Origin of the sequence: Leptothrix cholodnii SP-6 (assembly GCF_000019785.1) — a bacterium.
In the GTDB taxonomy this organism is placed as follows: Bacteria; Pseudomonadota; Gammaproteobacteria; order Burkholderiales; family Burkholderiaceae_C; genus Sphaerotilus; species Sphaerotilus cholodnii.
Map to the genome: position 1 here is coordinate 1,641,490 of NC_010524.1, position 25,760 is coordinate 1,667,249.

A 25,760-nucleotide genomic window follows, 5' to 3' on the forward strand; every position below is an offset into this window, starting at 1 on the left:
GCCTGCGTCGTGTATGGCGTGCACGGCACACTACCGCCGCGCCGCAAGTGCGCCAGCCGACCTGCTAACCATTCGTTCATGATCTACGTCAAGAATCCAGCCTGCCGGAATCGATGAGACTGTCGCCCTTGTCACGGTCTGCCTGAGCCCTGCGAGCGCGCCACCCGCGAGCGCGCCACCCCGATGAAGAAACTGCACCTTTTCCATTTCTCAGCGCCATCGCGCTTCTATGCGCTCACCGGCGCCCTGCTGCCCTGGCTGTGGACCGCCGCGGCGCTGCTGGCGGCCGCCGGCCTGTACATCGGTTTCGTGATCGCCCCGACCGACGCCACCCAGGGCGAGGTCTATCGCGTCATCTTCATCCACGTGCCGACCGCCTGGGTGTCGATGGTGCTGTACCTGGCGATGGCGTTCTGGGCTGCGATCGGCTGGGCCTTCAACGCGCGCATGGGCTCGATGCTCGCGCGTGCCATCGCCCCGACCGGCGCGCTGTTCACCTTCATGGCGCTGTGGACCGGCGCCCTGTGGGGCAAGCCGACCTGGGGCACCTGGTGGGTCTGGGACGCGCGGCTGACGTCCGAGTTCATCCTGCTGCTGCTCTACCTCGGCTACATGGCGCTGGTGGCGGCGATCGACGACACCCGCCGTGCCGACCGGGCCGGTGCACTGCTGGCGGTGGTGGGCGCGGTCAACGTGCCGATCATCTATTTCTCGGTGAAGTGGTGGAACACCCTGCACCAGGGCGCGTCGGTCAGCCTGACCGCCGCACCCAAGATGGCCGAGACCATGCTCAACGCGATGCTGCTGATGAGCCTGGCCTGCTGGGCCTACGCGTTCGCGATGGTCTTCATGCGCACCCGGGCCATCATCCTCGAGCGCGAGCGCGAGACCGCCTGGGTGGGCGAACTGGCCGGGAGGCCGACATGAGCGATTACCTTTCCATGGGCGGCCATGGTCTTTACATCTGGGGTTCGTACGCGATGTGCGCGCTGGTGATGGCCGTCGAGGCCATGCTGGTGCTGCAGCGCCAGCGCCGGGCCCGCCATGCCGCCAAGGCGGCGATCGACGAGGAAAACTGACATGCAACAACCCCCACGCTCACTGCGTTCGCTGCCCCCCGAGGGGGCGCTCAGGGCCCATCGGGCGGCCGGGCGGGCCCTGTCATGAAACCCCGTCACAAGCGCCTGGCCATCGCCGGCGGCGTGCTGGTCGCTGTGGGCGCGATCGCCACCCTGGTGCTCAACGCCTTCCAGAGCAATCTGGTGTTCTTCTATTCGCCCAGCCAGGTGGTCGCCAAGGAGGTGCCCGACGGCCGCACCTTCCGCCTGGGCGGCATGGTCGAGGACGGCAGCGTCAAGCGCGAGGGCGTGATGGTGAGCTTTGTCGTCACCGACACGGTGCAGAAGGTGCCGGTGCGCTTCGAGGGCATCCTGCCCGACCTCTTCAAGGAGGGCAAAGGCGTGGTCGCACAGGGCAAGGTCGAGGGCGGCACCTTCATCGCCAAGGAAGTGCTGGCCAAGCACGATGAAAACTACATGCCGCCCGAAGCCGCCGAGGCGCTCAAGCGCGCCAAGGAAGGCGGCCAGATGCAGAGCAGCCAGGCTGCCACCGGAGACCCGCGATGATTCCTGAAATCGGCCACTTCATGCTCTGGCTCGCCGTCGGGGTGTCACTGGTGCTGAGCACCGTGCCCCTGGTGGGCGCGCAGCGCGGCCGCTCCGACTGGATGGCGCTGGCGCGGCCGCTGACCTGGCTGCTGTTCGTGCTGGTCTCGATCTCGATGGTCACGCTCGGCAGCGCCTTCGTCTCGCACGACTTCTCGGTGCTCTACGTCGCCTCGCACTCCAACACGGCGCTGCCGCTGGCCTATCGCATCGCCGGCATCTGGGGCGGCCATGAAGGCTCGCTGCTGCTGTGGCTGCTGATGCTGTGCCTGTGGATGCTGGCGGTGGCGCAGTTCAGCAAGGAACTGCCGCTGCCGGTGCTGGCGCGCATCCTGGCGGTGATGGGCATGGTCAGCGTGGGCTTCCTGGCCTTCACGCTGATGACGTCGAATCCGTTCGACCGCCTGCTGCCGGCCGCGCTCGAAGGCCGTGACCTGAACCCGCTGCTGCAGGATCCGGGCATGGTGATCCACCCGCCGATGCTCTACATGGGCTACGTCGGCTTCTCGGTGGCGTTCGCGTTCGCGATCGCGGCGCTGATCGGCGGCAACCTCGACGCCCAGTGGGCGCGCTGGAGCCGGCCCTGGACCACCGCCGCCTGGGCGTTCCTGACGATCGGCATCGCGCTCGGTTCCTGGTGGGCGTATTACGAACTGGGCTGGGGCGGCTGGTGGTTCTGGGATCCGGTCGAAAACGCCTCCTTCATGCCGTGGCTGGTCGGCACCGCGCTGATCCACTCGCTGGCGGTGACCGAAAAGCGCGGCAGCTTCAAGAACTGGACCGTGCTGCTGGCGATCATGGCGTTTTCGCTGTCGCTGGTCGGTACCTTCCTGGTCCGCTCGGGCGTGCTGTCGTCGGTGCACGCGTTTGCCACCGACCCGGCCCGCGGCCTGTTCATCCTCGGTTTCCTGGTGGTGGTGATCGGCGCTTCGCTGACGCTCTACGCCTGGCGTGCCCCGAGCGTCGGACTGGGCGCGCGTTTCGGCCTGATGTCGCGCGAGACGCTGCTGCTGGGCAACAACGTGCTGCTGGTCGTGGCCACCGGCGCGGTGCTGCTGGGCACGCTCTACCCGTTGGCGCTCGACGCCCTGAACATGGGCAAGATCTCGGTCGGCCCGCCGTACTTCGACACCGTCTTCATGCCGCTGATGGCGCCGCTGGTGTTCTTGATGGGCGTGGGCCCGATGGCGCGCTGGAAGCAGGCCGAGGTGCCCGACCTGGCGCGCCGCCTGAGCTGGGCCGCCGGCGTCACGGTGGTGGCCGCGCTCGGCAGCGGCTGGCTGGCCGGCGAGATCACGCTGGTCACGACCGCCGGCCTGCTGATGGGCTGGTGGGTGGTGACCTCGGTGGCCACCGACCTGTGGGAGAAGATCCGCCCGCTGCCCGGCGTGGCCACGACCCGCCAGCGCGCGGCTCAGCTGCAGCGTGCCACCGTCGGCATGATGGTGGCCCACCTGGGCGTGGCGGCGTTCATCTTCGGCGTCGCGCTGGTCAAGGGTTACGAGGTCGAACGCGACGTGCAGATGAACCTGGGCGACACCACCACGGTGGCCGGCTACACCTTCACCTTCCTGGGCGTGCGTGAAGTGCAGGGCCCCAACTATGCGGCGGCACAAGGCCAGATCAAGGTCACCAGGAACGGCCAGACCGTGGCCGAGATGCACCCCGAGAAGCGCGTCTACCGCGTGCAGCGCAACCCGATGACCGAGGCGGCCATCCGCAGCGGTTTCACCGGTGACCTGTACGTCTCGCTCGGCGAGCCGGTGGCCGGCAGCGACGCCTGGATCGTGCGCGTCTACGTCAAGCCCTTCGTCAACTGGATCTGGGGCGGCTGCTTCCTGATGGCCCTTGGCGGCGTGCTCGCCATGACCGACCGGCGCTATCGCCGCGCCACCCGTGAAGCCGCTGCACGTGCCGACCTGCAAGGAGCCCAGGCATGAAGAGTCTGAAGTTCCTGGTGCCGCTGGCGCTGTTCCTGGTGCTGGCGGGGTTCCTGCTGGTCGGCCTGAACCGCGACCCGCGTGAAGTGCCGTCGCCGCTGATCGGCAAGCCGGCGCCCGAGTTCGCGCTGCCGCGTCTCGACGATGGCGCCCAGACCATCCAGCGCGCCGACCTGCTCGGCCAGGTCTGGATGCTCAACGTCTGGGCCTCGTGGTGCGTGGCCTGCCGCCAGGAGCACCCGCTGCTGGTCGAGTACGCCAAGCAGAAGCGCCTGCCGATCTACGGCCTGAACTACAAGGACGAACGCGCCGACGGCCAGCAGTGGCTGGCGCAGTTCGGCAACCCCTACACCGCGTCGCTGTACGACCGGGCCGGCCGGGTCGGCATCGATTTCGGCGTCTACGGCGTGCCCGAGACCTTCATCATCGACCGCGAGGGCGTGGTGCGCATGAAGCACATCGGCCCGCTGACACCCGAGGTGATCCGCGAGCGCATCGAACCCCTGCTGAGGCAACTGAATGCATAAGCGGTTCCTGACGATCGCCGCCCTGGCTGCGGCGCTGGGCGGCCCGATGGCCGGTTCCGCGCTGGCGGCCGATGCGCTGCCGGCGGCGGCCAACCCGGAGCTCGAGGCGCGCATGGTGCGCATCACCGCCGAGCTGCGCTGCCTGGTCTGCCAGAACCAGACCGTGGCCGATTCGAACTCCGAGCTGGCCAACGACCTGCGCCAGCAGGTGCGCGAGATGCTCGATCGCGGCGCCACCGATGCCGAGATCATCGCCTTCATGACCGCGCGCTACGGCGACTTCGTGCTCTACCGCCCGCCGGTCAAGGGCACCACCGCCTTGCTGTGGGCCGGCCCGGCCCTGCTGCTGCTGGGGGGCGCGGCCACGCTGGTGCTGGTGCTGCGCCGCCGCGCCCGCCTGCCGGCAGAGGCTTTCGACGTCGACGAGACCGCCTCCGGCGCGGCCGCCGACGATGCGCCCGGCGCCGCTCCCGCGGCCTCGACCGGCGCCGCCGGCCTGCCGGCCCAGCCGCGCTCGACCGCCCAATCCTGACTCTCGCGCGCGGCAGCGCCGCGCGCCGTACCCGAGATCGTTTCATGACCCCAGACATTGCCAGCCTGCGCCGTCAGTTGCAGCAGCTGCAGGAATTGCACGCCACCGGCGTGATCGACGCCGACACCTTCGAGCAGGGCAAGCACAAGCTCGAGCGCCAGATGGTCGACCAGGTGATGGCCGGCGGCGACGACGCGTCCGCCGCGGCGGCCCCTGCCGTCGCCGTGCCGGCGGTGGGTCAGGCGGCGCCGACTGCGATTGCACCGCTGGCTGCGGCCGTCCAGGCGGCCACGCCACGGCCGCGTCCGTCGGCGCGCCTGTGGGCACTCAGCAGCGTGTTCACGCTGCTGGTCGCGGTGGCTGGTTATGCCGTGTACGGGACGCCCGCCCAGTTGACCGCCGACGGCGCCTCGATGGCGGCGGCGGGCGGCGGCGCGGCAGCGCAGGGCGAGGGCGCCGGTCCGGCCGGCAGTGCGGCATCCCACGAGATCACGCCCGAGCAGATCGCCGCACTGGCCGACCGCCTGCGCGAGCGCCTGCAGACCGAGCCCGACAACGCCGAAGGCTGGGCGATGCTGGCACGCGCCTACAACATGCTCGGCCGCGCCGAAGATGCCGCGCCGGCCTACAAGCGGGCGATCGAGCTCAACGGCCAGGACGCCGGCCTGATGTCCGACTACGCCGACATCCTGGCCGTCAGCAACGACCGCCAGCTCGAAGGCGAGCCGCTCAAGCTGATCGAGCGAGCGCTCAAGATCGACCCCAACCAGCCCAAGGCGCTGTCGCTGGCCGGCACCGCCGCCTTCAACCGCAAGGACTACGCCGGCGCGGTGCGCTACTGGGAGCGCATCCTGGTCAACCTGCCGCCCGATTCGCCGATGCTCGACCAGGTGCGTGGCAGCGTCGACGAGGCCCGCAAGCTCGGCGGCCTGCCGGCGCGCTCGGCCACCGCCGCGACCACCGCCGCCGCCGTCGCGCCGGCTGCACAGCCCGCACCTGCCGCGGCCCGGGCCACCGCCGATGCGGCCACCGCGCAGGTCAGCGGCACCGTCACGCTGTCGAAGGACCTGGCCGGCAAGGCCGGGCCGGACGACACCGTCTTCATCTTCGCCCGCGCCGCCGAAGGCCCGCGCATGCCGCTGGCGATCCTGCGCAAGCAGGTCAAGGACCTGCCCGTCACCTTCAAGCTCGACGACAGCACGGCGATGGGGCCGCAGATGAAGCTGTCCAACTTCCCGCAGGTGGTGGTGGGCGCGCGCATCAGCAAGAGCGGCAACGCGATGCCGCAGCCGGGTGATCTGCAGGGCATCAGCGCCCCGGTGGCGCTGGGCAGCAACGGCCTGAAGATCGAGATCAACCAGGCCGTCGGGCCCTGATCGCCGATGGATTACGTCGCGCTCTACCTCGCGGTGCTGGTGCTGCCGCTGGCCTGGTACATCTGGCAGCAGCGCCGCAAGGCCAGCGCGCATGCGCAGGCCTTCCAGGAGGCTGAAGCGGCCGGCCTGAACGAGCCGCCCTCGCTGCATCCGGTGATCGACCCGGCGCGCTGCATCGGCTCGGGCTCGTGCACCAAGGCCTGTCCGGAAGACGCGCTGGGCATGGTCGGCGGCAAGGCGGTGCTGGTCAACGCGTCGGCCTGCATCGGTCACGGCGCCTGCCAGGCGGCGTGTCCGTTCGACGCCATCTCGCTGGTGTTCGGCACCGAAAAGCGCGGCATGGAGATCCCGCCGCTGTCGCCGCAGTTCGAGAGCAGCGTGCCCGGTCTCTACATCGCCGGCGAACTGGGCGGCATGGGCCTGATCCGCAAGGCCGCCGAGCAGGGCCGCCAGGCGATGGACGCCATCAAGGCCCGCTGCGCCGCCGCGCCCGCGGCTTCAGGTTCGCCGGACGCGCTCGACGTGCTGATCGTCGGCTGCGGCCCGGCCGGCATCTCCGCCGGCCTGGCGGCCAAGGCGCACGGCCTGCGTTACCGCATCGTCGAGCAGGAAGACGCGCTCGGCGGCACCGTCTACCACTACCCGCGCAACAAGATCGCCATGACCGCGCCGGTCGAGCTGGCGATCGTCGGCAAGGTCAGGTTCGGCGAGGTGCAGAAGGAAAAGCTGCTGGCCTTCTGGCAGGACGTGGTCGCCAAGACGCAGTTGCAGATCCAGTTTTCCGAACGCATGGACGACATCAGCCCGGCCGACGGCGGCGAGGGCTTTGTCGTCAAGACCAGCACCGGCAGCCACGCCACCCGCACCGTGCTGCTGGCGATGGGCCGGCGCGGCTCGCCGCGCAAGCTCGACGTGCCGGGCGAGGAATCCGCCAAGGTCGTCTACCGGCTGATCGACGCCGAGCAGTACCGCGGCCAGGCCGTGCTGGTGGTGGGCGGCGGCGACAGCGCGCTCGAGGCGGCGATCTCGATCTCCGAGCAGCCCGGCACCGACGTGACGCTGAGCTACCGCAGCGCGGCGTTTTCGCGCGTCAAGGGCAAGAACCGCGACCGGCTGGCGCAGCAGCAGGCGGCCGGGCGGCTGCGGGTGCTGCTCAACTCGAAGGTCACGTCGATCGACGCCGATCAGGTCCACCTGGTCGAAGGCGACAACAGGCTGAGCCTGCCCAATCAGGCCGTGATCGTCTGTGCCGGCGGCCTGCCGCCGACGCCGCTGCTGCAGCGCATCGGCATCCGGTTCGAGACCAAGCACGGCACGCAGTAGGCGCCGCCGCGGCACCGCGGCGCCTCACGTCGTCACTGCAGGCTGCCGCCCTCGACATGCGGCGAAGCCGCCGCCGACGCGCCGCCGAGCGCGGCCTTCCACAGCCGCATCGGGATGTGCTTGGTCAGCCGCAGCAGGGCGCACTCGACCAGGCTGGCGTGCAGTTCGTGGCCGACGCCGTCGGCGATGTCGAGCGTGGCGTCGCTGCCGTCGAGCCCGGCCAGGTGCTCGATCGCATAGCGCGAGTGCACGGCCGGGATCACCGCATCGGTGGCGCCGTGGAACAGGTGCAGCGTGGTGCGCTGCGGCGCCTGTGCCGGCAGCGTGGCGTAGCGCCCGCTGAAGGACAGCACCCGGCCGGCCAGGCCGTCCTCGGCCGCCACCGCCTCGAGCGACAGGATCGCGCCCTGCGAAAACCCGATCAGCGCCGTCGCCGCCTCGCCGATGCCCAGGCGCTGCTGATGGGCGCGCACATCGCCGATCAGGCGCGGCAGCACCGCGGCCACGCGGGCCGGGCGTTCGGCCTCGACCGCCCCGCGCACTGAAAACCATTGCCGCGCCGCACTGTTGCCCGACGGCGTGCCGTCGAGCGCGTCATAACCCTGCAGTGCCACGATCACGGCCTGCGGAAAGTGCGCGCGCAGCACCCGCCCCAGCGGCAGCAGGTTCTGCGCATTGGCGCCCACGCCGTGCAGCAGCAGCATCAGTTGCTGGGGTTCGCCCTCTTCGGGCAGCAGTTCGATGTAGGTCTTGTCCATGCCGGAACTTTACTGTGCGATCCGATCGTGACGATTGCAGCCGGCTGCGCGCAGCGTTCAAGCGCTGCGCAGATCCATCTCAGCGCGCCGTGCCCGTCACGCCGGCGGCGGCGCAGGCGGCGGCGATGTCGGCCGCAAAGGCGTCGACCGATTCGGGCGTGGTGTCCCATGCGCACATGAAGCGGCAGCCGCCCCCGGCGATGAACTCGTAGAAGCGCCAGCCGCGTGCGTGCAAGGCCGTGATCGCCGCACGCGGCAGCTTGGCGAACACCGCGTTGGCCTGCGGCGCGTGCAGCAACTCGATGCCCGCCACCGGCCGCAGCGCCGCATACAGCCGCTGCGCCATCGCGTTGGCGTGGCGGGCGTTGTGCAGCCAGGTGTCGTTCTCCAGCAGCCCCAGCCAGGGCGCCGAGATGAACCGCATCTTCGACGCCAGCTGGCCGGCCTGCTTGACGCGGTAGGCGAAGTCTTCGCTCAGCGCGCGGTCGAAGAACACCACCGCCTCGCCCACCGGCAGGCCGTTCTTGGTGCCGCCGAAACACAGCACGTCGACGCCCGCGCGCCAGGTGATGTCGCTCGGATGGCAGCCCAGCGTGGCCACCGCGTTGGCGAAGCGCGCGCCGTCCATGTGCACCTTCAGGTGCCGCCGCTTGGCGATCGCCGCGATCGCGCGCACCTCTTCGACGCTGTAGACCGTGCCCAGCTCGGTGGCCTGCGTCAGGCTGATCACCTTGGGCTTGGGGTAGTGCACGTCGCTGCGCTTGGTGACGAGCGCCTCGACCGCATCGGGCGTCAGCTTGCCGAGCCGGGCGGCGGCGCTGTCACTCTCGGCCACCAGCAGCTTGGAGCCGTTGGAGAAGAACTCCGGCCCGCCGCACTCGTCGGTCTCGATGTGCGCCACCGAGGTGCAGATCACCGAGTGATAGCTCTGGCACAGCGACGCCAGCGCCAGCGAGTTGGCGGCGGTGCCGTTGAAGACGAAGTAGATGTCGCAGTCGGTCTGGAACAGCTCGCGCAGCTGGTCGGAGACGCGCTGGGTCCAGCCGTCGTCACCATAAGCCGGCTCGTGGCCGCTGAGCGTGGCCTCCTGGAACCAGCGCGCGGCGTTCGGGCACATGCCGGCGTAGTTGTCGCTGGCGAAGTGTTGGCGGGTGGGGTCGGGGGTGGGCGTCATGGGGGCGATGGTCGCAAAGAATGGGGGGCGGCGGCAATCGCGATGTGCTGCCCTTCGACGCGCTGAGGCGGAGGGCGCGGTTCGTGACGGAGTTGTCACGGCGCGTTGCCGTCTGGGCGTGCATCATCGGAATGGAGGACGCGCGGTTGACTGGGCGCCGCCGGCAATGGATATTCTGACAAGGAACCCGTTCTTCAGGATTCAATCCGTGGCGCATGCAATTTCAGATGCCTGCAATGCTTGTATTCAATTGCCGTATTAATGATCGGGAGGCCCGTTGAGGCTTGATAATGTGATTGACTGAGTTTTCAAGTTATTCTGGTGGATCAATCATTCGGGACGCTGCTCGTCCATGTATTTACATATTGAGGTGATGCATGCAAGATTTCTCCTATACCCCTGACGCAGACGAACCCAATCCCCTGGAGCAGGCATTGCGCCTGGCTGCAGAAGATGCCGCCAACAGGCCTGACTTCTATCGGCTGCTGCTGGAGTCCACGGTCCTTGTCGTCGGGGATGCCGATGAAACCGAAGATGGCGATCGAAGGGTGCGGTCCGGCGAGAACGTCTCCATTCAACAGTGGCAGCAGCCCGACGGCAGCATGGCGATCCCGTTCTTCACGTCGCCGGCCGCGGTTGAACAAGCGGTAGAGGATCCGGTCAGTTGCATGGCACTGCCCGCACGCACGCTCTTCGAGTCCACGCGCGGCGCAACGCTCGTGCTGAATCCGAACAACGAGTACGGCAAACAGTTTCTGCCGGATGAAATCGAGGCGATATTGTCCGATGGCGTGCCCCGACCACCGAAACTGCGCATCGAACAGGAGGAAACCAGTGTCCTTTTCGGTCAGCCGCAGAACTATCCGACACGCATGGTCGATGCCCTCATCTCGTTTCTCGCCAAACGCAGTGAGGTCAGGACGGCCTATCTGGCGCAACTGACGGATGATTCGACGAACGACAGAAAATCTCACTTGGCGATTGCCATCCACGTCGAGGGTGCGTTCGAGCGTCTCTTCGGTGAGATTGCTGCGGTGGCCGGCGACACGGCCCCGCGCAACGAGCGGGTCGTTCTGTATCCGATCGCCCCTGGCGGCGGCGGTCTTGACGATTACTTCTTCGACTACGTGACGCCGTTCTACGAAAGCAGCTGGGGTGAGCGATTGAATAACACGGCGGCCTCAAATCTGAAGTGCAACACCTTGCCTCCGGTAAGGTGCCCAGATGCAAGACAGATCGACGTACAGACAACTTCAACCCGAAGAGCGCATGACGCTGGCGAGCATGAAACAGCAGGGGTGCAGCATTCGCGCCATGGCGCGTGCGCTGGGGCGGCCGGCGAGCACGGTCAGTCGCGAACTGCGCCGCAACGTCAGCACTGCGGGCGGGTATGCGAGTGTGCCCGCGCAATCGATGCGCACCGCGCGCCGCCAGGCCAGTCGACCGATGGCCAAACTCGATCCGCGCAGTGTGATGTGGAGCGTCGTGCAGATCCTGCTGGGCTGGAAGTGGTCGCCCCAGCAGATCGCCGCTACGCTCGAGCGCGTGTTCCCCCAAGAGCCCGAACGTCGCGTGTCCCACGAAACCATCTACACGGCCATCTACGCGCAACCCCGCGGTGAGTTGCGTCGCCAACTCATCGCCTGCCTGCGCCAGGGCCACAGTACACGCCTGCCACGCACGCGGGGCCAGGATCGGCGCGGCCAGATCCCCGAGATGGTGAGCATCCACGTGCGTCCGCCTGAGGTCGAGGATCGACTCCTGCCCGGTCACTGGGAGGGCGACCTCATCAAGGGCGCGGGCAATCAGTCCTCGGTGGGCGTGCTCGTAGAGCGCACCAGCCGTCTGGTCTTGCTGGCCAAGATGGACGATGCGACGGCCGCTTCAGCGCTGGCGGGCTTTGCTGCCAAGCTCAATTCGATCACCGCGCCGATGCGCCAGAGTCTGACCTACGACCAGGGCCGGGAGATGAGCCGCCACCAGGCGTTGGCCGCCGCGACCGGCGTGAAGGTCTACTTCTGTGATCCGCACAGCCCCTGGCAGCGCGGCACCTGCGAGAACACCAACGGGCTGCTGCGCCAGTACCTGCCCAAGGGCACCGATCTGTCGGTCCATACGCAGGATGCGCTTGATGCCATTGCTGACAGCCTCAACAACCGGCCCCGCGCGACGCACAACTTCCATTCGCCCCTGGAGGTATTCGCAGCCGTGTTGAAAAAGCTCGATCAACCCGATTCTTCTATTCATTGACCCGGGTGTTGCACTTGGGACTTGAAACCGCCCACCTTTGGGGCCGGGCACGCGTGATCTGATCGGTTTCCTGGCGAGCGCGTGGGGTCCAGCAGCCTGGAGGCTCATCCCGATGAACAGCATGGATGTCGAGGTGCTTCGCACCGCCATCGATTGGCAGGACCGCGGCCACCGCGTCACGCTCGGCACGGTGGTGCGCACGTGGGGCTCGGCGCCGCGCCCGCCGGGCTCGTTGATGATCATCCGCGACGACGGCCAGGTGGCCGGCTCGCTGTCGGGCGGCTGCATCGAGGACGACCTGATCGAGCGCGTGCGCCGCGGCGAACTGGCCGCGCGCCTGCCCCAGCTCACCACCTACGGCGGCAGCGCCGAAGAGGCGCGCCGCTTCGGCCTGCCGTGTGGCGGCAGCGTGCAGATCGTGCTGGAACCGCTCGGCGCCGGCTCGCAGTTGCGCGAGCTGCTGGCCGGCATCGAATCGCGTCGCCGGCTGGTGCGCCGGCTCGATCTGGCCACCGGGCTGGTCAATCTCGATGAGGCCGAAGCCGGCGCCGGCCTGCGTTTCGACGGCGAGCAACTGCACACCGTGCACGGCCCACGCCTGCGTCTCTTGATCATCGGCGGCGGGCAGCTGTCGCGTTACCTGGCGGCCATGGCGGTGATGCTCGACTACGGCGTCACCGTCTGCGAGCCACGCGAGGAATACCACGAGGGCTGGCAGGCGATGGCAGGCGTGACGCTGTCGCGCGCCATGCCCGACGACCTGGTGCTGGCGATGGCGCTGGATGCGCACAGCGCGGTGGTGGCCCTCACGCACGACCCCAAGCTCGACGACCTGGCGCTGATGGAGGCGCTGCGCACGCCGGCGTTCTACGTCGGCGCACTCGGCTCGCGGCGCAACAACGATGCACGCCGCGAGCGACTGCTGCAGTTCGACGTCAGCCCGGCCGAAGCCGCGCGGCTGCGCGGCCCGGTCGGTTTGAAGCTCGGTGGCCTGACGCCGCCCGAGGTGGCGATGAGCATCGTCGCCGAGATGACGGCGCTGCATCGCGGTGCGGATCTGTCGGGGCCGCTGGCCGACTGGGGGCCGTCGCAGACGGTGTGCCTGACGAGCACCGGCCACGCCTGAGGTCAGGCGCCGCCGGCTTGCTCGTCCTTTCTCGTCGTTACTGCGCGTACTCGCTCAAGGGCACGCAGCTGCAGAACAGGTTGCGATCGCCATACACGTTGTCGACCCGACCCACCGGCGACCAGTACTTGCCGCGCCGCAGACTGGCCACCGGGTAGGCCGCGGTTTCGCGGCTGTAGGCGTGCGGCCAGTCGGTCTTGAGCAGCGCCTCGGCGGTGTGCGGGGCGTGCTTGAGCGGGTTGTCGTCGCGCGGCATCGCGCCCGATTCGATCTGGCGGATCTCCTCGCGGATCGCGATCATCGCGTCGCAGAAGCGGTCGAGCTCGACCAGCGGCTCGCTCTCGGTCGGCTCGACCATCAGCGTGCCGGCGACCGGGAAGCTCAGCGTCGGCGCGTGGAAGCCGTAGTCGATCAGCCGCTTGGCGACGTCTTCGGCGCTGACGCCGGAGGTCTCCTTGAGCGGGCGCAGATCCAGGATGCACTCGTGCGCCACGCCACCGCCCTTGACGCCGTCGATGCCACCGCTGAAGTGGATGTCGTAGTGGTCGGCCAGCCGCGCGGCGATGTAGTTGGCGCTCAGGATCGCGGTCTCGGTCGCGGCCTTCAGACCTTCGGCGCCCATCATGCGCATGTACATCCAGCTGATCGGCAGCACCGCGGCGTTGCCCAGCGGCGCGGCACTGACGGCGCCGACGCTCATGACACCGCCGACATTGCCGGTGCGATGCGCCGGCAGGAAGGGCACCAGATCCTCGACCACGCACACCGGCCCGACACCCGGCCCGCCGCCACCGTGCGGGATGCAGAAGGTCTTGTGCAGGTTCAGGTGGCTGACATCGCCGCCGAACTCGCCCGGCGCGGCCACGCCGACCAGCGCGTTCATGTTGGCGCCGTCGACGTAGACGCGCCCGCCGTGCTCATGCACCAGCGCGCAGATCTCTTTCACCTTCGGGTCGAACACGCCGTAGGTCGACGGGTAGGTGATCATGATCGCGGCCAGCTTGTCGCGGTGCTGTTCGCACTTGGCGCGCAGGTCGGCCAGGTCGATGTTGCCCTCGGCGTCGCACCGGGTTACCACCACCTGCATGCCCGCCATCTGCGCCGAGGCCGGGTTGGTGCCGTGCGCCGATTCGGGGATCAGGCAGATCGTGCGGTGGCTGTCGCCGCGGCTGGCGTGCCAGGCCCGGATGATCAGCAGGCCGGCGTATTCACCTTGCGAGCCGGCGTTGGGCTGCAGGCTGATGCCGGCGTAGCCGGTGGCCTGGCTGAGCCATGCGCACAGCTGCTTGTTGAGCTGCGCGTAACCGGCGAGCTGATTGGCCGGTGCGAACGGGTGCACCTGCGCGAACTCGGGCCAGGTGATCGGGATCATCTCGGCCGTGGCGTTGAGCTTCATCGTGCACGAACCCAGCGGGATCATGCTGCGATCGAGCGCCAGGTCCTTGTCGGACAGGCTGCGGATGTAGCGCAGCATCTCGGTCTCGCTGTGGTGGGTGTTGAAGACCGGGTGGGTCAGGAACTCGGTCTTGCGGTAGAGCGTGGCGGGAAACAGCGGCTCGATGCCGGCCTCGAAGGCCTCGACCCGTGGTATCGGCTGGTCGTCGGTGGCAAACCACGACCAGATCGCCACCAGGTCGGCGCGGGTGGTGGTTTCGTCCAGGCTGATGCCGACCGAGGTGGGCGAGACCAGGCGCAGGTTGGCGCCGGACGCGCAGGCCTCGGTCATGATCGATTCGGTGGCCGTGTCGACTTCCACCGCCAGCGTGTCGAAGGCGTAGGCGCTCGGTATGCGGTAGCCGAGCTCTCGCAGGCCTGCGGCCAGGATCGCGGTGTAGCAGGCGACGCGCCGCGCGATGCGGGTCAGGCCGGTCGGGCCGTGGTAGACCGCGTACATGCTGGCCACCACGGCCGGCAGCACCTGCGCGGTGCAGATGTTGGAGGTCGCCTTCTCGCGGCGGATGTGCTGCTCGCGGGTCTGCAGCGCCAGGCGATAGGCCGGTGCGCCGTGCGCGTCGACGCTGACGCCGACCAGCCGGCCCGGCATCGAGCGCTTGAACTCGTCGCGGCAGGCCAGGTACGCGGCGTGCGGGCCGCCGGCGCCCATCGGCATGCCGAAACGCTGGGTGTTGCCGATGGCGATGTCGGCGCCCCAGCTGCCGGGCTCGGCCAGCAGCGTCAGCGCCAGCAGGTCGGCGGCGGCGATCAAGGCGGCGCCGCGCGCGTGCACGTTGTCGGCGAGGGTGGTCAGAACGTCCAGGCCGCACAGCATGCCGATGGTCGACGGGTACTGCACCAGCACGGCGAAGCAGTCGCACTCGGCCATCAGATCGGGGACGTTGCCCACCCGCACGGTGATGCCCAGCGGCGCGGCGCGGGTCAGGACCACCTCGATGGTCTGCGGGTGACAGTCGCACGAAACGATGAAGGTGCTGCTTTTGCTCTTGACGCTGCGCTTGGCCAGCGTCATCGCCTCGGCCGCGGCGGTGGCTTCGTCGAGCATCGAGCCGTTGGCGATGGCCAGGCCGGTGAGGTCGCAGACCATGGTCTGGAAGTTCACCAGCGCCTCGAGCCGGCCTTGCGAGATCTCGGCCTGGTAGGGCGTGTAGGCGGTGTACCAGGCGGGGTTCTCGAGGATGTTGCGCAGGATGACGCCCGGCGTGTGGGTGCCGTGGTAGCCCTGGCCGATGTAGCTCTTGAGCACCCGGTTGCGCGAGGCGAGCGCCTTCAGTTCGGCCAGCGCCTGCGCCTCGGGCAGCGGCGCGGGCAGGTTCATCGGCGTGGCGCGGGCGATGCTGCGCGGCACGATGGCGTCGATCAGTGCGGCGCGGCTGGGCGCGCCGATGGCGTCGAGCATGTGGCGCTCGTCGGCGGAGCCGGCACCGAGGTCGGGGCCGATGTGGCGAGCGAGGAATTCGGCCTGGTTTTCCAGGTCGGCAAGGGGGTGCAGGGCGGGCATGGCGGCAGTGGGTTGCCGGCTGCGAGCGGCGGCGCGAGCCGCGCGGGGCAGGCCGGTGTGCCCCGCGCGAGGGCGGGGCGGGCAGGGCTCAGAGCGTCTTGAGCAGCGCGTCGTAGGCGGTGGCGTCGAGCAGGTCGGCCAGTTCGGCCGGGTTGCTGAGCTTGACCTTGAAGAACCAGCCGGCGGCCAGCGGGTCGCTGTTGGCCAGCGCCGGGTCGTCGCGCAGGGCTTCGTTGACTTCGACCACTTCGCCGCTCACCGGGGCGTAGAGGTCGGCCGCGGCCTTGACGGATTCGACGACACCGGCCACGTCGCCCTTGGCGAAGGTGGCGCCCACGGCGGGCAGGTCGACGAACACGACGTCGCCGAGCGCGTCCTGCGCGTGCACGGTGATGCCGACCACCGCGGCGGCGGGGTTGGCGGCGTCGATCCATTCATGGTCGGGGGTGAACTGGAAAGGCATGGAAAAGGCTCCTGGAGGCAAAGTGGATTCCCGGCCTGGCGGCCGTCGGGAAAGGGGTTCGGATCAGGCGGGTCGTGAGCACCGGCCCGCCAAGGCGGCGCTCAACCCCGGAAGTATCGGTGCGGCGCAAACGGCAGCGGCACCACTTTCATCGGCAGGCGCTTGCCACGCACTTCGGCGTACATCAGGTTGCCCGGCCCGGCGTGGTTGGTGGCCACGTAGGCCATCGCGATCGGCTGGTTGACGCTCGGCCCGGTGGTGCCGCTGGTCACGGTGCCGAGCTTGTGGCTGCCGTGGTTGTCGACCAGCGTGGCGCCCTCGCGCACCGGCGCGCGCTCCAGCCCGACCAGGCCGACACGTTTGTGCGACGGGCCCTGCGCCAGCTGGCCCTCGATGACCTTGGCGCCCGGATAACCGCCGGCACGCGCGCCACCGGGGCGGCGCACCTTCTGGATCGCCCAGGTCAGGCCGGCTTCGACCGGCGTGGTGCTGGCGTGGATGTCGTGGCCGTACAGGCACAGGCCGGCTTCGAGCCGCAGGGTGTCACGCGCGCCCAGGCCGGCGGGCTGCACCTCGGGCTGCGCCAGCAGGCTGCGCGCCAGCGCGACCGCGTGGGTGGCGGGCACCGAGATCTCGAAGCCGTCCTCGCCGGTGTAGCCCGAGCGGGTCACGAAACAGTCGGCGCCGGCCAGCGCGAAGTGGCCGCCGCTCATGAAGGTCAGGCCCGCCACGCCGGCGTTCAGGCGCGCCAGCGCCGTCACGGCCTGCGGGCCTTGCAGCGCCAGCAGGGCGTGGTCGGGCATCGGCACGATCTGGCAGCGGTGGCCGATGTGGGTGATCAGGTGGCGGATGTCGGCCGCCTTGCAGCCGGCGTTGACGACCAGGAACAGGTCGTCCTCGCGGCGCGTGATCATCAGGTCGTCGAGCAGGCCGCCGGCCTCGTTGGTGAAGAAGGCGTAACGCTGCTTGCCGATCGCCAGATCGACCACGTCGACCGGCACCAGGCTCTCGAGCGCACGGTCGGCATCGCTGCCGATCAGCCGCACCTGGCCCATGTGCGAGACGTCGAACAGCGCCGCGCCGCTGCGGCACTGGCGGTGTTCGGCCAGGATGCCGCCGGGGTAGTTGACCGGCATGGCGTAGCCGGCGAACGGCACCATGCGTGCGCCGAGTTCGAGGTGCAGTTCGTGCAGCGGGGTTTGCAGCAGGGCGGTGTCAGCGGACATGAGATTTCTCCGAGGGCAGGGACGGGGGCGCCATCCGTTGTCCACCGTTGCCGGTGGTGTTGCCCTCGCTGTCCGCTTTACCTGAGAGATTGACGGTAGGCGGCTGTGTCGCCCTTCCGCTTGCCCCTTCGGTGGACTGCCGCGATACCGCAGCGGCAGCCTCTCTCCAGTGAGGTGACGTTCCTTTCAGGAACGTTTGCCAGTCCTTTTGCCTGAGCGTTCGAGGCGGTGCGCTCACACCGCTTCTGCGCCTTCGGCGGCCGACGGCCCGTGTCACGGGTGCGGCTCTCTCCTAGCAAAATAAAGTGTAGCCCAGCCGCCGGCTGCGCGGCCGGCCGATCACCACGGCGGATCGTCGCCCACCGGGCCGGCGTCGGTCGCCGACGTGAACGCAGCGGGCGGCGCCACGGTCTTCGGCGCCGTGGCCAAGGCCGGCACACCGTCATCGGCCATCTGCCCCGGCTGCTGCTCGCCGCCCAGCGCCTCGATCAGGTCCGGGATCAGCCGCACCAGCTCGCCGGTGGCGATGGCCGCATCGGCGTCGAAGGCCTCGTCGCGGCTGGCCTGCGGCTGGCCTTCGTAGACGCCGTCCAGGAACTCGAGCTTCTTGACCTGCATCGCGTCCGTCAGCACGAACGAGACCCGGCCCTTCCACGTCAGCGCCAGGCGCGTCGGGCGCTTGCCGAGCTGGATGTGGGCGCGCACCTCGTCGGTGTCGAGCGGGTGGCGGGCGTAGCGCACCACCGATTTCATCTCGTCGGCCGACTTCAGCTCGCACTCGCGGTCGACGCTGAACTCGGCCGGCGGCTCGCCGCTGAGCAGCCAGTCGGCCATTGCCGCGGCCGGCGACAGCGCGGTGTGCAGCGGCTCGACCGCCAGGCCGGGCAGGCCCTTGGTCAGCAGGCTGATGACCTCGTCGGCCTTGCCGGCGCTGGCGGTGTCGACCATCACCAGGCGCTGCTCGGGCGCGATCCAGACCGGCAGCGACATCTGCCTGGTGAAGGCCTGCGGCAGCAGTTCCAGCATGGCCTGGTCCTTGAGCTCCTTGCGCTGCTTCTTGCCGGGCTTGCGGCCGGTATCGGCCTCGATGCGCTGCGCCATCTCGTCGCAGCGGCGCTTGACCACCGCGCCGGGCAGCATCTTCTGCTCGATCATCAGCCGCATCAGCCAGTGGCCGCCGATGATCTCCAGCAGCGGCCCGTGGGCCTCGCCACGCGGGGGCACCCAGCCCAGCGAGACCGGCTGGCTGGCGCCGCAGGGCACGAAACACTGGGCGACCAGCGCCTCTTCGGCCTGCACGGCATCGGCCGCCGGCAGGGCGGCCAGGCGGTGGATCAACAGATTCTTGAACACGTGTTTCCTTGATCGATGGCCCGTGGCCGCCGGGCTTCGTGGGCGTGGCGGCCCGGGCCGGGCTGGGCGGGGGGCGATGGTAGCGGGCAGGTTGCGGTCAGGTCGGGGGCCGGCCGGGCGCGCCGGGTCGGTGGCCGTCTTGCACAACAATGCGCAGCTCGAACAAGTTGGGGGGAGACACCGTGCGATTCATCCATGCAGCCGACATCCATCTGGACAGCCCGCTGGTCGGCCTGGCGGCCTACCAGGACGCGCCGGTCGAGACCCTGCGCACGGCCACCCGCGATGCCTTCGACAACCTCGTCGGCGAGGCCATCGCCGAGCAGGTCGACTTCATGGTCATCGCCGGCGACCTCTACGACGGCGGCTGGAAGGACTTCAACACCGGCATCTTCTTCGTCGCCCAGATGGGCCGGCTCAAGGCGGCCGGCATCCCGGTCTACCTGCTGCTGGGCAACCACGACGCCGAGAGCGAGATGACCAAGCGCCTGGCGCTGCCCGACAACGTGCACAGGTTTCCGGTCGGCAAGGCTGCGACCTTCCGCCTGCCGGAGCTGCGCGTGGCGCTGCACGGACGCAGCTTCAAGGAGGCGGCGACCACCGAGAACCTGGCGCTGACCTATCCCGACCCGGTGCCCGGTTGGCTCAACATCGGCGTGCTGCACACCGCGCTCGAAGGCAACAGCGCGCACGCCAACTACGCGCCCTGCTCGATCGCCGAACTGGCGGCCCGCGGCTACCAGTACTGGGCGCTCGGCCACGTGCACGAGCACCGGGTGTGGCAAGAAGGCGCCTCGACCATCGCCTTCCCCGGCAACCTGCAGGGCCGCCACATCCGCGAGACCGGCCCGCGCGGCGCGCTGATGGTCGCCACCGACGGCGCCGAGATCGTGTCGGTCGAGCGCCTGCATGTCGACGTGCTGCGCTGGCACGCGCTGGAGGTCGACGTGGCGCAGGCGCTCGACCTCGAAGAAGCGGTGCGCATGGCCGGCCGCCGGCTCGCCGCGCTGATCGAAGAAACCGAGGGCGACCTGCCGCTGATCGTGCGCGTGCGCCTGACCGGCGCGACGCCCGCGCACGGCCAGCTGTTCGGCCTCGAAGCCCAGCTGCGCGCCGAGATCGTGGCGCAGGCGGCCAGCGTCAGCACCGGGCGGCTGTGGATCGAGAAGATCAAGGTCGAGACCACGCCGCACGACCCGGCCGCGCAGGTGGCGCAGCGCTCGGATGCAGTGGCCGATCTGCAGGCGCACCTGGCGCAGGCCGATGCCGACCCCGAGTTCCTGAAGAGCCTGCAGGACGACCTGCTGCAGCTGATCGGCAAGCTGCCGCTCGAAGTCATCAACGCCGTGCCGCAACTGCGCGAGATCCGCGAGGGCCGGCTCGAAGCGCTGGTGCGCGACACCACGCCGTCGCTGATCGCCCACGTCGCCCGGGCCGCCTGAACCATGCGCATCGACCAGCTCGACCTCGTCCGCTACGGCAAGTTCACCGACCGCTCGATCGCGTTGCCGCGTGCCGAGCGCGATTTCCACGTCATCGTCGGCCCCAACGAGGCCGGCAAGTCGACCGTGCGCACCGCCGTGCTCGACCTGCTGTACGGCATCCCGATGCGCACCACGCATGCGTTTGCGCACGCGATGTCCGACATGCGGCTGGGTGCGCGCATCGAACACGACGCCCGCACGCTCGCCTTTCACCGCACCAAGGGCAACAAGCAGACGCTGCGCAGCCCCGCCGATGCGGTGCTGCCCGACAACGTGCTGGCGCCGTTTCTCGGCAGCACCGACCGCGATTTCTTCGCGCAGATGTTCGGGCTCGACCACGGCCGGCTGATCAAGGGTGGGCACGACATCCTGTCGGCGTCCAACGACCTGGGCCAGATCCTGTTCCAGTCGGCGGCCGGCATCGGCAGCTTGGGCGCGGTGCGCGCTGCGCTCGAAGCCGAGGCCGACAAGCTGTGGGCCAAGCGCCGGTCGAACGACCGGGCCTACTACATCGCCGCCGACGCGCTCGACCGCGCCACCGCCGCGCTGAAGTCCGCCACCGTGCGTACCAAGGACTGGGCCGAGGCGCAGGCCAAGGTGACGGCGCTCGATGTCGCACATGAAGACACGCGCCGCCAGCACGCCGAGGTCCGCTCGCGCCGCAACCAGATCGAACGCATGCGCCGCGTCACGCCGCACCTGAACGCGCTGGCCGACGCCCGTGCGCGGCTGGCCGAGCTCGGCCCGGGCGTCGAGTTGCCCGACAACGCGGCCCGCACGCTGCAGGACGCCGAGCGTGTCATGCACGTCGCCCAAGCCGAGATCGACCACCAGACCGGCGTGCTGACCGAGGCCCAGGTGGCGCTCGACGCGGTGCAGGTCGACCACCGCATCCGCGAGCTGGCCACCGAGATCACCGAGCTTGACGACCAGCGCCTGCAATACCGCGCCTACCCCGGCGACATCGCCCGCCGCGAGGCCGAGATGGACGCGCAATGGCGCATCGCCGCCGACCTGGCCGCCGGGCTGGGCTGGGACGCGGCCGGCGCCGAGGCCTTGCGCGCGGCCATCCCGGTGGCGTCGGTGCGGGCGAGCCTGCGGCGGCTGATCCGCGCCCATGCCGGCCTGCGCCAGAGCTGCGACATGGCCGTGCGGGCCGAGAAGCTCAAGCGCGCCGAGCTGGCGCAGGCGCGGGCGGTGCTCGCCGGACTGGCCTCGGCCGAAGCGGCGCCCGGCCTGCAGGCCGCGCTCGGGCAGGCGCAGAAGCTGGGGGATTTCACGGCTGTCGAACGCGAGCGCGAGCTGGCCGTGCGCAAGTGCGAGCAGGCCCTGGCCGATGCAGGCGCCGCGCTCGGCGCCTGGCGGGTCGAGATCGGCCCGCTGCGCGCGATGGCCGTGCCGGCCGCCGACACGGTCCGCGCGCTGGCCCAGGAGCAGCTCGCCGATGACGCGCAGGCCCGCGCCGTCGCCACGCGCATTCAGGCGCTGACGCGCCAGCTCGACGCGGCGCAGCTGGAGGTCACGCACTACCGCCAGGCGCACGAGCCCGTCACGCGTGACGAGGTGGTGTCGGCGCGGCTGCAGCGCCTGAGCGCGTGGTCGGAGATCAAGATCCGGCCGCAGGAGCTGGCACAGCGGGCCGAGGGGTTCGAGCGCCTGGTCGAATCGGCCGATGCGCTGGCCGACCGCCGCCACGACACCGTGCAGCAGGCCGAGGCCCTGATCGGCAAGCAGGCGCAGGTCGAGCGGCTGGCGCAGGAGCGGGCGTCGGTGCAGGCTGAGGCCGACGCGCTGGCCGCCGCCCGCGAGGCGAGGGCGCGGCGCTGGTCGGACCTGACCGCCGCCTGCGGCCTGCCGTCACAGCCACCCCTGCCGTTCGACGCCGCGGGCCCCTGGCTCGAAGCGCGCAGCGCGACGCTCGCCGCCTGGGATCGGCTCGAAGACGCCCGAACCGCGCTGCACACGCATCAGGCCGCGTGCACGGCGGCCACGCAGGCGCTGGCGCAGGAACTCGCCGCGCTCGGTCAGCCGGTCGATGGCGCGCGGCTGGCCGTGCTGATGATCCAGGCCGAAACGCACCTGAAAGCGGCCGACGAGATGCGCGGCCAGCGCCGCACCTTGTCGCAGCAGATGACCGACGCCGAGGCCAAGATCGCCGGCCTGACCGACGACGCCGTGCAGGCCGCCACGGCGCTCGACCAGTGGCAGCAGGCCTGGACCGAGACCATCACGCAGACCGGCCTGGCCCGCCACGCCGACCCGCAGGTGGCCGATGCCGCGCTCGACACCGCCGAGCAGATCGACACCGCGCTGGCCGCGATGCAGCGCATCCGCACCGAACGCATCGACAAGATGCACGCCGATCTCGACCTGCACGCCCAGGCCGCGCGCGCGCTGGCCGAGCGCGTGGCGCCCGACCTGGCGGCGGCTGCGGCGGCCGACATCGCGCTGGCGCTGCGTGCCCGGCTGGACGCGGCCAACGAGGCGCATCAGGAGGCGAGCCGGCAGAAATCGGCGATCGAGGCGGCGCAGCGCAAGCTGAGTGAGTCGACCGCTCGCCGCAACCAGGCCCAGGCGACGCTGACGCCACTGCTGGCGCGGGCCGGCTGCGCGACGAACGCCGAACTCGCCGATGCGATCGACAAGAGCGACCGGCGGCGCGCGCTGTCGATCGAGATCGCCACCGCGCAGAAGGCCGCCGAGTCAGGCGCCGACGGCCTGACGCTGGCGCAACTGAGCGCCGAGGCCGCCGGCGCCGAGGTCGATACGCTGATCGCCGAGCTGGCCGACCTCAAGGCGCAGGACGAGGCCCTCGTCAACCGGCTGACCGAGCTGGCCGCGACACGGCTGGCAGCGGCGACCGCGCTCGGTGCCATCGGCGGTACCGCCGCAGCGGCGCAGGCCGAGGCGCAGCGTCAGGAGGCGCTGGCGCAGATGGCCGATGCGGTCGAGCGCTACATCAAGGTGCACACCGCGGCGCGGCTGCTGAAGTGGTCGATCGAGCGCTACCGCGACGCCAAGCAGGGCCCGATGCTGTCGGCCGCCAGCGGCCTGTTCGCGCGGCTGACGCTGGGCTCGTTCGAGCGGTTGTCGGTGGATTTCGAGCGCGAACCGCTCAAGCTGCAGGGCCGCCGCCCGGACGGCGCGATGGTCGACATCGACGGCATGAGCGAGGGCACCCGCGACCAGCTCTACCTGGCGCTGCGCCTGGCCGCGCTCGAGATGCACCTGGGCCAGGCCCACGTGCTGCCCTTCATCGCCGACGACCTGTTCATCAACTACGACGACCGCCGCTCCCGCGCCGGCCTGGAGGCGCTGGGCCAACTCTCGCGTCAGACCCAGGTGCTGTTCCTGACCCACCACGACCACCTGCTGCCGATGATCCGCGAGGTGTTCGGCGGGACGGTCAATGTGGTGGAGCTGGGTTGAGGCGGGCCTGTTTCACCACAGCACCGGCAGGCCGTAGGCGGCCATGGCGCCATCGGCGCTGACCAGCGTCAGGCCTTCGGCCTGGCACTGCGCCACCAGCAGGCGGTCGAACGGGTCGCGGTGGTGCCAGGGCAGGGCGGCCACCCGCAGGGTGTGGCGCAGGTCCATCGGCAGCAGCTGGAACTGGTTGGCCGCCAGTTGTTCGGGCACGAACCGCTCCAGGCTCTGGCCGAGTTCGAGCTTGCCCAGGCTGGTCTTGATGGCCAGTTCCCAGCAGCTCACCACGCTGACCAGGCATTCGTTGCCGGCATCGGCGATCGCACTGCGGGCGAGCGGCGACAGAGAGGGGTGATCGGCCACCCACCAAAGGAAGACGTGGGTGTCGAGCAGCAGGCGCATCGGTCGCAGCCCGGACGATCAGCGGTATTCGGCCAGATCGTCCAGCGGCGCGTCGAAATCGGCGGCGATGGACTTCACCAGCGTCTTGGCCGAGCCGGGTGCACGTGGCTTGCCGGTTGTGGCCAGCGGCATCAGGCGCAGCAGCGGCCGGTTGTCGCGCGCGATGACCACCTCTTCACCGGCCAGCGCGCGCTGCACCAGTTCGGAGAACTGCGCCTTGGCTTGGGCGATGTTGTACTGGCTCACGGTTCGATCCCGGGGTGTGGGCGATGGGTCATTTTGAGTGACCAACAAGAGCCCGTCAAACGCCGCGCGCCCGATCCGCCTTGAACTGCGCCCGAAACGCCTCGAAGCGCCCCGCGTCGAGCGCCTCGCGCACCTCGCGCATCAGGTTCAGGTAGTAGTGCAGGTTGTGGATGCTGGCCAGCATGGGCCCGAGCATCTCGCCGCAGCGATCCAGGTGGTGCAGGTAGGCGCGGCTGAAGCCACCGGTGACACGGCCATCCGGCAGCGTGCTGCCCTTGCAGGCCTGGCAGCTGCAGGTCTCGTCGAGCGGGCGCTCGTCGGCCTTGTGGCGGGCGTTGCGGATCTTCAGGTCGCCGTAGCGGGTGAACAGGTGGCCGTTGCGGGCGTTGCGGGTGGGCATCACGCAGTCGAACATGTCGACGCCGCAGGCCACGCCGTCGACCAGGTCCTCGGGCGTGCCCACGCCCATCAGGTAACGCGGCTTGTCGGCGGGTAGCAAGTGGGGCGTGTGATTCATGATGCGCAGCATCTCGTCCTTGGGCTCGCCGACGCTGACGCCGCCGACCGCGTAGCCGGGGAAGTCGAGCTCGACCAGCGCGTTGAGCGACTCCTCGCGCAGGCTCTCGAACATGCCGCCCTGCACGATGCCGAACAGCGCGTTCGGATTGCCCAGCCGCGCGAACTCGGCCTTGGAGCGAGCGGCCCAGCGCAGGCTCAGCTCCATCGAGACGCGCGCTTCCTTTTCGGTCGTGATGTGGCCGACGTTCTTGGCGCCTTGCCAGTACGGCGTGCATTCGTCGAACTGCATGACGATGTCGCTGTTGAGCACGGTCTGGATCTGCATGCTGACCTCGGGCGTCAGGAACAGCTTGTCGCCGTTGACCGGCGAGGCGAACCTGACGCCTTCCTCGCTGATCTTGCGCATCTCGCCCAGGCTCCAGACCTGGAAGCCGCCGCTGTCGGTCAGGATCGGCCGGGTCCAGTTCTCGAAGCGGTGCAGGCCGCCGAACTGCGCCATCACGTCCTGCCCCGGGCGCATCCAGAGGTGGAAGGTGTTGCCCAGGATGATCTGCGCGCCCATGGTCTCCAGGTCGCGCGGCATCACGCCCTTGACGGTGCCGTAGGTGCCCACGGGCATGAAGATCGGCGTCTCGACGACGCCGTGGTTGAGCGTGAGGCGGCCGCGGCGGGCGTGGCCCTCGGTGGTGAGGAGGTCGAAATTCAGCATGGCGCGGATTGTCTCAGTTGTATTTGAACGACTTCGTTGCAAATGCGAATTGATCGCATTATGATTTGTGACATGTCGAAGCCCTTGCCCGTTGCGCCTGAAGTTCCTGGCGTCGATCTCCCACCCGTGATGGTGCCCGTCATGTCCGATGGCGCCGCGCCGCGGGTGCGCAGCGAAGACCTTCTGCGCGGTGCGCAGGAGCTGCTGATCGACCACCAGGGCGCCTGCTACCGCCTGCGCCTGACCGCGCAAGGGCGGTTGATCCTGACCAAATAAGTTTTCGTTCGCGGCCCAGCCCAGCGCCAG

At 69.6% G+C, this 25,760-nt stretch carries 22 protein-coding genes, 1 pseudogene and 2 riboswitches; of the genes and pseudogenes, 14 read left to right on the forward strand and 9 right to left on the reverse strand.

The annotated features are described in order from the left end of the window. Positions 1–183 precede the first annotated feature (183 nt). The 8 genes from ccmC (at position 184) to LCHO_RS07745 (ending at position 7,362) form a co-directional block, all read left to right on the forward strand. Positions 184–927, forward strand: a complete 744-nt coding sequence (gene ccmC / locus LCHO_RS07715) for a heme ABC transporter permease CcmC (RefSeq protein WP_012346576.1) — start codon at positions 184–186, stop codon at positions 925–927. Continuing rightward, a complete protein-coding gene (gene ccmD, locus LCHO_RS22705; protein ID WP_012346577.1) occupies positions 924–1,079 on the forward strand; it encodes a heme exporter protein CcmD in 156 nt (51 codons plus the stop codon). Before ccmC ends, ccmD begins: the two co-directional genes overlap by 4 nt. Before the next feature lie 84 nt (positions 1,080–1,163). Further along, entirely contained in the window at positions 1,164–1,625 is a 462-nt protein-coding gene (gene ccmE / locus LCHO_RS07720; protein WP_012346578.1) for a cytochrome c maturation protein CcmE, read from the forward strand. Then, positions 1,622–3,604, forward strand: coding sequence for a heme lyase CcmF/NrfE family subunit (locus tag LCHO_RS07725; RefSeq protein WP_012346579.1), 1,983 nt, complete (start codon positions 1,622–1,624; stop codon positions 3,602–3,604). Before ccmE ends, LCHO_RS07725 begins: the two co-directional genes overlap by 4 nt. Then, a complete protein-coding gene (locus LCHO_RS07730; protein WP_012346580.1) occupies positions 3,601–4,131 on the forward strand; it encodes a DsbE family thiol:disulfide interchange protein in 531 nt (176 codons plus the stop codon). The genes LCHO_RS07725 and LCHO_RS07730 overlap by 4 nt, the downstream gene beginning before the upstream one ends. Continuing rightward, positions 4,124–4,663, forward strand: a complete 540-nt coding sequence (locus LCHO_RS07735) for a cytochrome c-type biogenesis protein (protein WP_012346581.1) — start codon at positions 4,124–4,126, stop codon at positions 4,661–4,663. Before LCHO_RS07730 ends, LCHO_RS07735 begins: the two co-directional genes overlap by 8 nt. A 44-nt stretch (positions 4,664–4,707) precedes the next feature. After that, positions 4,708–6,039, forward strand: a complete 1,332-nt coding sequence (locus LCHO_RS07740) for a c-type cytochrome biogenesis protein CcmI/CycH (protein ID WP_012346582.1) — start codon at positions 4,708–4,710, stop codon at positions 6,037–6,039. 6 nt (positions 6,040–6,045) lie between these two features. Further along, positions 6,046–7,362 (forward strand): NAD(P)-binding domain-containing protein, encoded by a 1,317-nt coding sequence (locus LCHO_RS07745; protein ID WP_012346583.1) that lies wholly within the window; start codon positions 6,046–6,048, stop codon positions 7,360–7,362. 32 nt (positions 7,363–7,394) lie between these two features. Here the strand turns inward: LCHO_RS07745 and ypfH are convergent, their stop codons facing one another. Together ypfH and LCHO_RS07755 are read right to left on the reverse strand one after the other, a co-directional pair. Continuing rightward, positions 7,395–8,120: an esterase gene (ypfH, locus tag LCHO_RS07750; RefSeq protein WP_012346584.1), complete on the reverse strand. Its 726-nt coding sequence runs from the start codon at positions 8,118–8,120 to the stop codon at positions 7,395–7,397. 79 nt (positions 8,121–8,199) lie between these two features. After that, the gene (locus tag LCHO_RS07755; RefSeq protein ID WP_012346585.1) at positions 8,200–9,294 is read right to left on the reverse strand and encodes a threonine aldolase family protein; all 1,095 of its coding nucleotides are present in this window, start codon (positions 9,292–9,294) and stop codon (positions 8,200–8,202) included. Positions 9,295–9,671: 377 nt separating this feature from the next. On the opposite strand from LCHO_RS07755, the pseudogene LCHO_RS23910 reads away from it, so the two are divergent. The 3 genes and pseudogenes from LCHO_RS23910 to LCHO_RS07765 form a co-directional block, all read left to right on the forward strand. Continuing rightward, positions 9,672–10,427, forward strand: a pseudogene (locus tag LCHO_RS23910) (enhanced serine sensitivity protein SseB C-terminal domain-containing protein); the annotation flags it as partial. Positions 10,428–10,518: 91 nt separating this feature from the next. Further along, on the forward strand, positions 10,519–11,544 hold the full coding sequence (locus tag LCHO_RS23915; RefSeq protein WP_043703846.1) for an IS30 family transposase: 1,026 nt from the start codon (positions 10,519–10,521) through the stop codon (positions 11,542–11,544). 112 nt (positions 11,545–11,656) lie between these two features. Continuing rightward, the gene (locus LCHO_RS07765; RefSeq protein WP_012346586.1) at positions 11,657–12,670 is read left to right on the forward strand and encodes an XdhC family protein; all 1,014 of its coding nucleotides are present in this window, start codon (positions 11,657–11,659) and stop codon (positions 12,668–12,670) included. Between the two features lie 37 nt (positions 12,671–12,707). Here LCHO_RS07765 and gcvP read toward each other — a convergent pair whose 3' ends face one another. From gcvP to LCHO_RS07785, 4 genes are all read right to left on the reverse strand, one after another. After that, positions 12,708–15,626 carry an aminomethyl-transferring glycine dehydrogenase gene (gene gcvP, locus LCHO_RS07770; RefSeq protein WP_012346587.1) on the reverse strand — a complete coding sequence of 973 codons (2,919 nt, stop codon included), beginning with the start codon at positions 15,624–15,626 and terminating at the stop codon, positions 12,708–12,710. A gap of 88 nt (positions 15,627–15,714) precedes the next feature. Then, positions 15,715–16,089 carry a glycine cleavage system protein GcvH gene (gcvH, locus tag LCHO_RS07775; protein ID WP_012346588.1) on the reverse strand — a complete coding sequence of 125 codons (375 nt, stop codon included), beginning with the start codon at positions 16,087–16,089 and terminating at the stop codon, positions 15,715–15,717. Positions 16,090–16,190: 101 nt separating this feature from the next. Then, positions 16,191–17,315: a glycine cleavage system aminomethyltransferase GcvT gene (gcvT, locus tag LCHO_RS07780; RefSeq protein WP_012346589.1), complete on the reverse strand. Its 1,125-nt coding sequence runs from the start codon at positions 17,313–17,315 to the stop codon at positions 16,191–16,193. Positions 17,316–17,373: 58 nt separating this feature from the next. Beyond that, a riboswitch (glycine riboswitch) is annotated at positions 17,374–17,495 on the reverse strand. Positions 17,496–17,505: 10 nt separating this feature from the next. After that, positions 17,506–17,620: riboswitch (glycine riboswitch) on the reverse strand. Between the two features lie 34 nt (positions 17,621–17,654). After that, positions 17,655–18,668 carry a recombination-associated protein RdgC gene (locus LCHO_RS07785; RefSeq protein WP_012346590.1) on the reverse strand — a complete coding sequence of 338 codons (1,014 nt, stop codon included), beginning with the start codon at positions 18,666–18,668 and terminating at the stop codon, positions 17,655–17,657. A 182-nt stretch (positions 18,669–18,850) separates the two neighbouring features. Between LCHO_RS07785 and LCHO_RS07790 the strand changes: the two genes are divergently transcribed. Together LCHO_RS07790 and LCHO_RS07795 are read left to right on the forward strand one after the other, a co-directional pair. Next, positions 18,851–20,110, forward strand: a complete 1,260-nt coding sequence (locus LCHO_RS07790) for a metallophosphoesterase family protein (protein WP_043704989.1) — start codon at positions 18,851–18,853, stop codon at positions 20,108–20,110. A 3-nt stretch (positions 20,111–20,113) separates the two neighbouring features. Continuing rightward, complete coding sequence (locus LCHO_RS07795; RefSeq protein WP_012346592.1) at positions 20,114–23,581, forward strand: ATP-binding protein; 3,468 nt, start codon at positions 20,114–20,116, stop codon at positions 23,579–23,581. Between the two features lie 12 nt (positions 23,582–23,593). Here the strand turns inward: LCHO_RS07795 and LCHO_RS07800 are convergent, their stop codons facing one another. The 3 genes from LCHO_RS07800 to tgt are packed head-to-tail and all read right to left on the reverse strand — an operon-like array spanning position 23,594 to position 25,454. Next, a complete protein-coding gene (locus tag LCHO_RS07800) occupies positions 23,594–23,980 on the reverse strand; it encodes a type II toxin-antitoxin system VapC family toxin (protein WP_012346593.1) in 387 nt (128 codons plus the stop codon). A gap of 18 nt (positions 23,981–23,998) precedes the next feature. After that, entirely contained in the window at positions 23,999–24,226 is a 228-nt protein-coding gene (locus LCHO_RS07805) for a type II toxin-antitoxin system Phd/YefM family antitoxin (protein WP_012346594.1), read from the reverse strand. Between the two features lie 55 nt (positions 24,227–24,281). After that, positions 24,282–25,454, reverse strand: coding sequence for a tRNA guanosine(34) transglycosylase Tgt (gene tgt, locus LCHO_RS07810; protein WP_012346595.1), 1,173 nt, complete (start codon positions 25,452–25,454; stop codon positions 24,282–24,284). Between the two features lie 141 nt (positions 25,455–25,595). On the opposite strand from tgt, the gene hemP reads away from it, so the two are divergent. Then, positions 25,596–25,730 carry a hemin uptake protein HemP gene (gene hemP / locus LCHO_RS07815; RefSeq protein WP_223210519.1) on the forward strand — a complete coding sequence of 45 codons (135 nt, stop codon included), beginning with the start codon at positions 25,596–25,598 and terminating at the stop codon, positions 25,728–25,730. Positions 25,731–25,760: the final 30 nt, after the last annotated feature.